General features: G+C 62.8%; 4 protein-coding genes (1 of these 4 cut by a window edge). 3 read left to right on the forward strand and 1 reads right to left on the reverse strand.

Annotated elements, in window-relative coordinates; all coding sequences use genetic code 11:
- Together QFZ91_RS24235 and QFZ91_RS24240 are read left to right on the forward strand one after the other, a co-directional pair.
- Nucleotides 1–8,452: the 3' portion of a non-ribosomal peptide synthase/polyketide synthase gene (locus QFZ91_RS24235; protein ID WP_429568752.1), read on the forward strand. 11,843 nt of this gene lie to the left of the window's left edge; 8,452 of the gene's 20,295 nt are visible here — the last part of the coding sequence; its start codon lies off the left edge, out of view; its stop codon occupies nucleotides 8,450–8,452.
- Between the two features lie 111 nt (nucleotides 8,453–8,563).
- Nucleotides 8,564–10,015: a hypothetical protein gene (locus QFZ91_RS24240; RefSeq protein WP_429568753.1), complete on the forward strand. Its 1,452-nt coding sequence runs from the start codon at nucleotides 8,564–8,566 to the stop codon at nucleotides 10,013–10,015.
- 455 nt (nucleotides 10,016–10,470) lie between these two features.
- Here the strand turns inward: QFZ91_RS24240 and QFZ91_RS24245 are convergent, their stop codons facing one another.
- A complete protein-coding gene (locus QFZ91_RS24245; protein WP_429569126.1) occupies nucleotides 10,471–11,049 on the reverse strand; it encodes a transposase in 579 nt (192 codons plus the stop codon).
- 159 nt (nucleotides 11,050–11,208) lie between these two features.
- Between QFZ91_RS24245 and QFZ91_RS24250 the strand changes: the two genes are divergently transcribed.
- Entirely contained in the window at nucleotides 11,209–11,958 is a 750-nt protein-coding gene (locus QFZ91_RS24250) for a hypothetical protein (protein ID WP_429568754.1), read from the forward strand.
- Nucleotides 11,959–11,964 lie beyond the last annotated feature (6 nt).

The following is an 11,964-nucleotide window of genomic DNA, read 5'->3' on the forward strand; positions in this document are numbered from 1 at the left end:
ACGGGAACGCGATGAGGTCGCGGGACTAAAGGTACAGGCCAGTTCGGCATGCGGGCTGGTCAACATTACCCCGAGCCATCTGGACGCGCTTGGACAACAGATGCTGGCGGGCCCGATGACCAGCCAGATTGACCTGCTTGTTATCGGTGGTGAGGCGCTGTCGCATTCAACAGTCGAGTTGTGGCGCAGGGTTCAGCCTGGCGCCAGGATGGTGAATGAATACGGGCCGACCGAAACGGTTGTGGGTTGCACCTTTTACGAAATTCCGAGCGAATGCGCTGTATCGACGCACGTTCCGATCGGCCGTCCGATTGCGAACACGCGGGTGTACGTGCTGGACGGTCATGGAGAGCCGGTGCCGTTCGGGGCGGTGGGGGAGCTCTACATTGGCGGGGCGGGGGTGGCGCGCGGCTACCTGAACCGTGCGGAGCTGAGCGCGCAGCGGTTCATGACCGATCCGTTCAGTGGGCAGCCGGGCGCACGGATGTACCGCACGGGGGACCTGGCGCGGTACCTGCCGGATGGCAATCTGGAGTTTCTGGGGCGCACCGACGAGCAGGTCAAGATCCGGGGCTTTCGGATCGAGCCGGGCGAGGTGGCCGCGCACCTGTGCGGGCATGCGTGGGTACGCGAGGCGGTGGTGGTGGCGCGCGAGGAGCGGGCCGGCGAGCCGCAGCTGGTGGCCTATGTGGTGGCCGCAGCGGAGGCGCAGGAAGCGCAGCTTGCGGGGACGCTGCGCGCGCATCTGGTGGGGCAGCTGCCGGACTACATGGTGCCGGCGGCGTTCGTGCCGCTGGCGGCGCTGCCGCTGACGGTGAACGGCAAGCTGGACCGCCGGGCGCTGCCGGCGCCGGCTGACGATGCGTATGCGCGGCGGGGCTACGAGGCGCCGCGCGGGGAGCTCGAGACGGTGCTGGCGCAGCTGTGGGCGGAGCTGCTGGGTCTGGAGCGGGTCGGTCGGCATGACCACTTCTTCGAGCTGGGCGGCCATTCACTGCTGGCCGTGCGGCTGCTCAGCCGGCTGTCGCAGATTGCGGGTGTGGAACTGTCGCTGGCGATGCTGTTCGCGCGGCCGGTGCTGGCCGATCTGGCGGCCAGCCTAGGCCGCCATCAGGAGGTCGCGGTCCCCGCCAACCTGATCACCGCGCACAGTACGGCGATCACCCCGGGGATGCTGCCGCTCATCGGGCTGAGCCAGCCGGAGATCGACCGGGTGGTGGCCACGGTGCCCGGGGGGCTGGCCAACATCCAGGACATCTATGCTCTGTCGCCGCTGCAGGAGGGCATCCTGTTCCATCATCTGCTGGCCAGCGAGGGCGATCCCTATCTGTTGGTCCGGGAGATGGCATTTGCCGGTCGTGACCTGCTGGAGCGCTATCTGGCGGCAGTGCAGCGGGTGGTGGACCGGCACGATATCCTGCGCACGTCGTTTGTGTGGGAGGGGCTGTCCAGTCCGGTGCAGGTGGTGTGGCGCCAGGCGCGGCTGGAGGTGGTGGAGGTTGAACTGGACGAGGCTGACGGGCCGGCTCACGAGCAGCTGCGGGGCCGGTTCGATCCGCGCGGGCAGCGCATCGATCTGGGGCGGGCGCCACTGATACGGTTTGTGACGGCCCGGGAGCCGGGTAGCGGGCGCTGGCTGCTGCTGGAGCTGCAGCATCATCTGATCGGCGATCACACGACCTCAGAGGTAATGCATGCGGAGGTCCGGAGCGTGCTGGCGGGACGCGCGCACGAACTGGCCGAGCCGCAGCCATTCCGTAACCTGATAGCGCAGGCGCGGCTGGGTGTGGGAGAGCAGGCGCATGAGCAGTTCTTCCGGGAGATGCTGTCGGACATCGACGGGCCGACGCTGCCGTTCGGGCTGGGCGAGGTGCGCGGCGACGGCAGCGGAACCCGTGAGGCGCAACGGATGCTGCCGCAGACGCTCAACGACCGGCTGCGGGAGCAGGCGCGGCGGCTGGGGGTGAGTCTGGCCAGCCTGTGCCATCTGGCGTGGGCGCAGGTGGTGGCGCGCAGCAGCGGGCGCGAGCAGGTGGTGTTCGGCACGGTGCTGTTCGGGCGCATGCATGGTGGCAGCGGTGTGGACCGGGCGATGGGCCTGTTCATCAACACGCTGCCGGTGCGGCTCGACCTGGATGGAAGCGGGGTCGAGGAGAGTGTGCGCCGCACGCACGCGCGGCTGGCGGAGCTGCTCACGCATGAGCATGCCCCGCTGGCGCTGGCGCAGCGTTGCAGCGGCGTTGCGGCGCCTGCGCCGCTGTTCAGCGCGCTGCTGAACTATCGCCACAATACGCTGGCGGCGCTTCAGGGCGGCGCCGCGGACGATGTCCTGGGCGGCATCGAGTGGCTGGGTGCGCAGGAGCGCACCAACTATCCCCTGACCCTGTCGGTGGAAGACTGTGGGCAGGCGCTGGGCCTGACGGCGGAAGCGGTCGAGCCGGTTTCAGCAGAGCGTATCTGCGGTTACATGCAACATGCGCTGGAGCATCTGGCGGGCCTGCTGGAGCGCTCGCCGCACACGCCGGTGCGGGAGCTGGAGATCCTGCCGGCGGCGGAGCGCCGGTATCTGCTGGAGGAGCTGAACCGCACGGAGGCGGCGTATCCGTCGGAGCGGTGCATCCACGAGCTGTTCGAGGCGCAGGTGCGGCGGGCACCGGAGGCGGTGGCGCTGGTGCATGAGAACGAGAGACTGAGCTATGGCGAGCTCAACGCGCGGGCCAACCGGCTGGCGCACCATCTGGTCGCACTGGGGGTGAGGCCGGACCAGCCGGTGGCGATCTGCGTGGAGCGCAGCGCGGCGATGGTGGTGGGGCTCTTGGCGATCCTGAAGGCGGGGGGTGCGTATGTGCCGCTGGATGCGGCGTATCCGGGCGCGCGGCTGCGGCAGATTCTGGGGGAGGCGGCGCCGCGGCTGGTGCTGGCCGATGCGGCGGGGCGTGCGGCGCTGGGCGGGGAGGCGCTCGCTGGCGTGGGGCTGGTGGAGCTGGAGGCGCAGTCACCGGCGTGGGCCGGGCAGCCGTCATCGGATCCGGATGCGCGCGCGCTGGGCCTGGGTCCACGTCATCTGGCCTATGTGATCTACACGTCGGGCTCCACCGGCACGCCCAAGGGCGTGATGGTTGAACATCAGGGGGTGGTCAGGCTGGTGGCAGGGAACGATTTCGTCGCAATCTCGCCGCAGGACGTCTTTCTCAACGCCTCCTCGCCGACGTTCGACGCGACGACGTTCGAGGTTTGGGGCGCCTTGGCGAATGGCGCCAGGGTGATGCTCTATCCCGGACGTTATATCTCGACATCAACGTTGAGCCGGATCATCCGGGACGAGGGTGTCACCATTGCCTGGATGACCGCACGGTTATTTGATCTGTATGTAGGGGAGGGGCGAAATACCGGTTCGCTGCAGCAACTGCTGGTCGGAGGCGAAGAGGTTTCAGCCGCTTCCATTAAGGCATGCAAGAGCCGGCATCCGACGCTGCGGATATCAAATGGCTACGGGCCAACAGAGAACACCACCTTCACTCTCTGCTATCCGGTACCTGCTGGTTTCGATGGCCAGCACCACGTTCCGATCGGCCGTCCGATTGCGAACACGCGGGTGTACGTGCTGGACGGTCATGGAGAGCCGGTGCCGTTCGGGGCGGTGGGGGAGCTCTACATTGGCGGGGCGGGGGTGGCGCGCGGCTACCTGAACCGTGCGGAGCTGAGCGCGCAGCGGTTCATGGCCGATCCGTTCAGTGGGCAGCCGGGCGCACGGATGTACCGCACGGGGGACCTGGCGCGGTACCTGCCGGATGGCAATCTGGAGTTTCTGGGGCGCACCGACGAGCAGGTCAAGATCCGGGGCTTTCGGATCGAGCCGGGCGAGGTGGCCGCGCACCTGTGCGGGCATGCGTGGGTACGCGAGGCGGTGGTGGTGGCGCGCGAGGAGCGGGCCGGCGAGCCGCAGCTGGTGGCCTATGTGGTGGCCGCAGCGGAGGCGCAGGAAGCGCAGCTTGCGGGGACGCTGCGCGCGCATCTGGTGGGGCAGCTGCCGGACTACATGGTGCCGGCGGCGTTCGTGCCGCTGGCGGCGCTGCCGCTGACGGTGAACGGCAAGCTGGACCGCCGGGCGCTGCCGGCGCCGGCTGACGATGCGTATGCGCGGCGGGGCTACGAGGCGCCGCGCGGGGAGCTCGAGACGGTGCTGGCGCAGCTGTGGGCGGAGCTGCTGGGTCTGGAGCGGGTCGGTCGGTATGACCACTTCTTCGAGCTGGGCGGCCATTCGCTGCTGGCCGTGCGGCTGCTCAGCCGGCTGTCGCAGATTGCGGGTGTGGAACTGTCGCTGGCGATGCTGTTCGCGCGGCCGGTGCTGGGCGATCTTGCCGCAAATATCGTCGAGGTGTTGAGCCGCTCCGGTCCCCAACACCTGCCGGCGATTGTGGCCGTATCGCGCCAGGCGCCGCTTGAGCTGTCGTTTGCGCAGCAGCGGCTGTGGTTTCTGGCACAGCTGGACAAAGACAGCGCCCGCTACCACGTTCCGCTGGGCTGGCGGCTGCAGGGCAGGCTGGATCGCGCGGCGTGGCGACGCAGCCTCGATCAGCTGTATGCGCGCCACGAGGCGCTGCGCAGCGTCTTCGTTGATGCGGAGGAGGGGCCCCGGGTTGAGATCCTGCCGCCCGGCACGGGCCTGCCCGTGCTGGAGCACGACCTGCGGGAGCGGCCGGATGCAGCGGCGGCGCTTGTGGCGCTGTGCGCCGAAGAGGCGTGCACACCCTTTGATCTGGCGCGCGGGCCGCTGGTCCGGGGGCGCCTGATCCGGCTGTCGGAGGAGGAGCATGTCTTCCTGCTGACGCAGCATCACATCGTCTCGGACGGCTGGTCGGTGGGGGTGCTGGTACGGGAACTGGGCAGCCTGTACCGGGCGTTCGTGGCCGGACAGGCCGATCCCCTGCCGGTGCCGGCGATCCAGTATCCCGATTATGCGGCCTGGCAGCGGCAATGGCTCTCCGGGGAGCGGCTGCAGCGTCAGGCGCAGTACTGGCGCGAGGCCCTGTCAGGCGCGCCGTCCATGCTCGCGTTGCCGACGGACCGGCCGCGCCCGGCGCGCCAGTCGTTTGCCGGCGCCACGGTGCCGGTGGAGATCGATGCGGAGCTCACGCGGGAACTCAGGCGGCTGGGCCGTGAGCATGGCACGACGCTGTTCATGACGGTGCTGGCGGGCTGGGCGGCGGTGCTCTCGCGTCTGTCGGGGCAGGACGACATTGTGATCGGGGTGCCGAGTGCCAACCGCGGCCGGCGCGAGATCGAGGAGCTGATCGGCTTTTTTGTGAACACGCTGGCGCTCCGGATGGATCTGTCGGGCGGGCCGGACGTGGCGACGCTTCTGGAGCGGACACGGCGCACGGCCCTGGGGGCGCAGGAGCATCAGGACCTGCCGTTCGAGCAGGTGGTGGAGATCGTGCAGCCGCCACGGGCGCTTGATCACACGCCGCTGTTCCAGGTAATGCTGGCCTGGCAGGACAACGCGCTGGGGCGGCTCGATCTTCCCGGGCTGGGCGTGGAGGAGGTGGTGGACAATGCGCCCGGGCAGGTCCGGTTCGAGCTGGAGCTGAACGTCGGCGAGTGTGACGGGAGGATCGTGGGCACGCTGGGCTATGCCACGGCGCTGTTCGATGAGTCGACGGTCAGGCGGCAGCGGGATTATCTGCTGGCGCTGCTGCGGGCGATGGTTGCGGACGCGGGGCAGCCGGTGGAGCGCATCGACATCCTGCCGGCGGCGGAGCGCCGGTATCTGCTGGAGGAGCTGAACCGCACGGAGGTGGCGTATCCGTCGGAGCGGTGCATCCACGAGCTGTTCGAGGCGCAGGTGCGGCGGGCACCGGAGGCGGTGGCGCTGGTGCATGAGAACGAGAGACTGAGCTATGGCGAGCTCAACGCGCGGGCCAACCGGCTGGCGCACCATCTGGTCGGACTGGGGGTGAGGCCGGACGAGCCGGTGGGGATCTGCGTGGAGCGCAGCGCGGCGATGGTGGTGGGGCTCTTGGCGATCCTGAAGGCGGGGGGTGCGTATGTGCCGCTGGATGCGGCGTATCCGGGCGCGCGGCTGCGGCAGATTCTGGGGGAGGCGGCGCCGCGGCTGGTGCTGGCCGATGCGGCGGGGTGTGCGGCGCTGGGCGGGGAGGCGCTCGCTGGCGTGGGGCTGGTGGAGCTGGAGGCGCAGTCACCGGCGTGGGCCGGGCAGCCGTCATCGGATCCGGATGCGCGCGCGCTGGGCCTGGGTCCACGTCATCTGGCCTATGTGATCTACACGTCGGGCTCCACCGGCACGCCCAAGGGCGTGATGGTTGAGCATGCCCAGATTGTTCGTTTGTTCGAGGCGACGCAGCACTGGTTTGGCTTCAATGAACGCGACGTATGGTGTCTGTTCCATTCCTTCTCGTTCGATTTCTCAGTATGGGAGTTGTGGGGGGCGCTACGCCATGGCGGCTGTGTGGTGCTCGTGCCCGGGCATGTTGCTCGCGCGCCTTCAGCATTCGATGAGCTAATCCGCAGATATGGCGTCACAGTTCTGAACCAGACCCCCTCAGCTTTTAGAGCCCTGATGGATGTGGAGTCTCACAGCCGTGTTCCGAACCGACTTCGATACGTGATCTTTGGTGGTGAGAGGCTCGACCCGTCGATGCTCAGGTCATGGTCTGGGAGATATTCCGGTCACGCGCCACAACTGATCAACATGTACGGCATCACGGAAATGACCGTGCATGTGACCTATCGGTCTCTTGGCCAGTCTGACTCGTCCGGACCGGGTGGTCTGATCGGAAGGCGCATTCCCGATCTTCGGATCTATCTGCTGGACGGTCATGGAGAGCCGGTGCCGTTCGGGGCGGTGGGGGAGCTCTACATTGGCGGGGCGGGGGTGGCGCGCGGCTACCTGAACCGTGCGGAGCTGAGCGCGCAGCGGTTCATGGCCGATCCGTTCAGTGGGCAGCCGGGCGCACGGATGTACCGCACGGGGGACCTGGCGCGGTACCTGCCGGATGGCAATCTGGAGTTTCTGGGGCGCACCGACGAGCAGGTCAAGATCCGGGGCTTTCGGATCGAGCCGGGCGAGGTGGCCGCGCACCTGTGCGGGCATGCGTGGGTACGCGAGGCGGTGGTGGTGGCACGCGAGGAGCGGGCCGGCGAGCCGCAGCTGGTGGCCTATGTGGTGGCCGCAGAGGAGGCGCAGGAAGCGCAGCTTGCGGCGACGCTGCGCGCGCATCTGGTGGGGCAGTTACCGGACTACATGGTGCCGGCGGCGTTCGTGCCGCTGGCGGCGCTGCCGCTGACGGTCAACGGCAAGCTGGACCGGCGGGCGCTGCCGGCGCCGGCTGACGATGCGTATGCGCGGCGGGGTTACGAGGCGCCGCGCGGGGAGCTCGAGACGGTGCTGGCGCAGCTGTGGGCGGAGCTGCTGGGTCTGGAGCGGGTCGGTCGGCATGACCACTTCTTCGAGCTGGGCGGTCATTCACTGCTGGCCGTGCGGCTGCTCAGCCGAGCACTGGATGGCGGAATGAAATTAAGCGCTCTCGATCTCTTCGAAGCCCCCGTCCTGCAGGACCTTGCCTCCAGGGCCGAGATGGCCATGGAGCGTCATGTCCCTGGAGTGTTGCCGGTTCGTTTGGCGGGAACTCAGCCTCCCGTGTTCTTTGTTCCGACAGGCTATGGAGATTATTCGTATGTCTTCACTTTGGCAAAAGAAATGGAAGTGGATAGTCCAATCTACGCTCTGCCATGGCCCTCCTTCAAAGATCGTTCACTGACTCTTGAGGAGATCGCAACATATACACTATTGACGATGAAGAAGATTCAGCCACGAGCTCCCTACCGGATTGCCGGATATTCGTCCGGTGCGATCCTAGCTTATGCGATTGCTCAGCAGTTGCTGCGCTTTGATGAAACGGTGTCCTTTCTGGGTCTTATCGATGCCCCGCTGCCAGCAAATTCTCCGAAAAAATCGGATGCCGAAATAATACTGGAAATGGTATTTGAACCTCTGGAGTCTTTGGACGATGAACGATTCGAACTGCTACAGCGCTGCGCTAGGAACAGTTCTGTCTCGCAACTACTCCAAAAGGCACAGGAAATCGGGGCGATAGTTGTAGAAGGGGATTTCTACGAAACCGCCGAAACGTATATCCATTTCCAGCACGCGTTACTGAATTATCAGGTTCCATCCCTGCAAGTCGAAATCCACCAGTTCTATGCATCTGAGCTTCCCCAGAATTTCCGGGCTGGGTGTACTCCGGATGCAACGGAGGCTAAGAAGATCGCACCCATGCATGGCTGGGACCGAGTTCTAAATCCCGAGGCCATTCACGCCATACCGATTCCCGGCGATCACGTGACAATGATGGCCGTGCCGGAAAACCGCCGGATTCTTGCACGCGCGCTTTCCGTATGCTTAAGCGGCACACCACTCCGCGAACAATAGGGCCCTGACGCTATGACAACGCGCTCGCACCATCTCGACAGTTACCTCCCGTCGACTTTCGAAGCCCTAACGCAAGGAGGGGACCCGCGGATCGAACTCGACACCGCCACAATGATCAACAAATACGGGGGGCGACCGATACCAGATACAGGACTGTTAGCATTTGGCTCCGCCACGGCATCTACTATCTCCCTATCTGGCTACTCTGCTGCGCAACAATTACGCTCTCATCTCTTGAGTAGCTTACGGAAGAGAAATCCGGCGGATGTTTATTTGGAGGAGATGTCGAGGCTGCGTAGTGAATTTATCGACCTGTGTGGCTTAGGAGAACTATCTGGGTTGGAGGCTATTGTATCCGCTTCCGGCACAGATGCTCACATGCTTGTCGCAAGACTGGTGGCCGGGACCAGCTCTCGCACAACGTTGGCGATCATGGTTCAACCGGAAGAGACGGGGAGCGGTGTCGCGCGCGCTTTGGCGGGCGCCTTATATCATCGCTATCCGCCCGCGATGGACGATGAGAATGTGGGAGATTTCGGCGATGTCAATGACGTCGAGTCGATAGCAATTCGCTCACAGAACGGCAGTCTCCGATCCATTACTGCGGTTGATGACGAACTTGAAGCAACGGTATCGAGTGCTGTAAAGCAGTATGAGCGCATTTTGATCGTATTAACCGACGTCTCCAAGACCGGCGTGTTGGGCCCCAGCCCAGATCGCGTCCTCGAACTCAAGCGGCGCTGGCCAAACATCATCGAGACTGTCATCGATGCCTCTCAATTCAGGCTGGCATCGAGCACGTTAGTAAGTTACCTCCGTGCGGATAGTATTGTCATCATTACTGGATCAAAGTTTTTTAACGGCCCTCCATTTTCCGCAATGTTGCTGGTTCCGGCAGACGCAGCATGCAGATTGATGAAGCGGCCGGTCGATCCGGCACTTCGCGTCAATAGTGCGCGCGCAGAGTGGCCGCTACATTGGAATGGCATCATGTCGCTTCACAATGCAAGCAACTTTGGATTGCTTTTGCGGTGGGAGGCTGCCCTCGCTGAACTGCGGGCTTTTCACAGCATCCCCACGGAAGGTATCAGAAAGGTCGTGGAGAACTTCTATAACGCTATTACATCATGGATGAGTAACTCGCAACAGCTTAGTCTCCTGGAACAACCCGCCTTGCAGCGCCGTCCAACGGAAAACCATGCGACGTGGGATCAGATACCAACGATTTTTCCTTTCGTCTTGTTCGAGTTTGATAACCGAAGAAGGCCGCTGCGCGCGGAGGAGACCACCAAAATCTTCAATCGAATGAAAGCAGACCTTGGTGGGAGGGCGCGCGGAGTAAGACGGAAAATATTGTCCGCGCGTTGCGAATTGGGCCAACCCGTTTTATGTGGCGAGATCGATGGGGTTCCTGTTTCTGCGCTGCGAATGAGTCTTAGCGCGCGGTTAATTGTGGAGGCCGTTTGCGAGAGAGATAACAGCGCTGAATATCTAGTAGAACGTGCCATTTCTGTGTTGGAAAAAGTATCTCTTCTGGCTAAAAACAGAGTGCTTGCATCCTGACTTAAAACAGTCTTGGTCGAGCGCCGGGCCTACTGGCGGGCGGCGATCGCGATAGTCAAGAGAACGCGAGATTTGCATTGGCCTTGCTCGAATATGGTAATGCTTTTCAAGCTCGAACCAGTGGCACACTTACTCCGATTCAAGGCTGTCGGCCAACCTGCAACGGGAAAATGGTGCTGACATCATGAGCAAATAGAGACGATCACTTTGCAGTGCTAGCGGTGATGTGAAGCGGGTCGACCGGCGGGGAGCGCAACTCAATAGTACGGCGTGGATATCCATTCCCGGTTAGAGAATGAGGCCTCTGGACGCGTCTTTCATCAATGGGGGCATTTGATCCAACATGACCGGTTGTCGAGCCGCAGGTTCTTCACTATCTCACGCCGCGCGTGCATTGCATATATCAACAGGGAACTGGGATTGAGCTTGTCCTCAACGGGGAAGCGCTTGTGGTGTTAGAAAGCACTTTTGTTAAGGAGTACGAAGTGGATAGGCATAAACACGGGGAGTACGACAGAAAGGCCGACCAGGGTTTCGGGGAATTGCCCTTGGTCTCCTGCCAGTCGGTGGAAGTGGTTGAGCCAGCCGAAGCCGTGATCGACCGCCCAGCGGCACGGCAACGGCACGAAGCCATTTTTCGCCTCAGTCCGCTTGATTATCTGAGACTCGATCTCTTCGTCGAGTGCGGCCTCTGCAGGCTCTTCGCAGGTATATCCCTGATCGGCGAACGCAACCTTGACCGTCTGGCCTTTGGCGTGCTGAATCTGGCGCGCCAATTCTCCGACCGGAGCATGCTCCTGTTCGTTGGCCGGCATTGCATGCGAAGCAAGCAACTGCTCGAAGATATCGACCGCCATATGGACATTACTGCCGCACGGCGGAAAGTCATTGGGCAACAAACGCCACGGGATAGCCGCGCGCATGATCCAGCGCAGTGCATCGAACATCTCGCGCAATTCGTTGCAGCGACGCGGCGTGTCTTTGTTCATCAACGTCAGATACGCAGTGGCGAAGTACCAATCTTCACCCGATATATCGGTTGGCTATGGCCTATGCTCTTTTGTCCCGTCAGGATACAAAGCCCGGAACAAAGTGCCTAACGTGCTCTAGATCATTGATGACCCTATCCATTCGGGGGGCTGTAAGAAAGAATATGAGCGATGCGATTTAACGATTCCCATCGGAGTTCGGAGATGAATTTGAAAATATTTTCTTTGCGAGAGAGGCCGGAACTTATTCCTCTTGTTTTTTCGAGCGAGTTAGATAGCATGTGGCCGGACTTTATGCGCCATGATCGCACCGCAAAGCTTTATTTTGGCGCGGGAGTCTTCTCAAGATACTTAGACTTCGCGTATGCTGGACTTGTCGATGAGGAGGTCGTTGGGCGCGCTTTCGGCGTTCCATTTGCTTCAAACATCGAGGGCCGCATGGAATTGCCGGACGGCGGTTGGGATGAGGTTGTCCGCTGGGCTCACGAAGACAGTCTGCTAGGCCGTGAACCAACGACGATAAGCGCACTCGAAATTACCCTACTGCCAAAGGCGAGAGGTTTTGGTAATGCGCTGGCACTGCTGAATGCGTTGAAGCAATGTGCCAAAATGGCGGGATTCTCAAAACTTTCGGTCCCCGTTCGGCCAAGCCAGAAACACCATGTGCCCAGTATGCCAATGTTCGAGTATACCCGACTCCAACGCCCCGATGGTTTGCCGACGGATTCTTGGTTGCGAACCCACCTCGGTGCTGGAGGAAGGCTCATGAAAATTGCCCCTTATTCTATGACCATCGTTGGAACGATTTCGGAATGGTCACGATGGACAGGGAAAATATTCGAACATTCTGGACCTGCTGAGGTCGATGGGGCATTGGTGCCGGTGCTCGTTTCAATGGAGCAAAATTGCATCGTTTATGTCGAGCCAAATGTGTGGTTTCAATACGAACTATGATTGATG

This window comes from Paraburkholderia sp. JPY419, assembly GCF_050435705.1.
In the GTDB taxonomy this organism is placed as follows: domain Bacteria; phylum Pseudomonadota; class Gammaproteobacteria; order Burkholderiales; family Burkholderiaceae; genus Paraburkholderia; species Paraburkholderia youngii.

Bases quoted from the DNA above. Each gene is read 5' to 3' on its own strand.
- QFZ91_RS24240 (WP_429568753.1), top strand. From the start codon at position 8,564: ATGATCAACAAATACGGGGGGCGACCGATACCAGATACAGGACTGTTA.
- QFZ91_RS24250 (WP_429568754.1), top strand. From the start codon at position 11,209: ATGAATTTGAAAATATTTTCTTTGCGAGAGAGGCCGGAACTTATTCCT.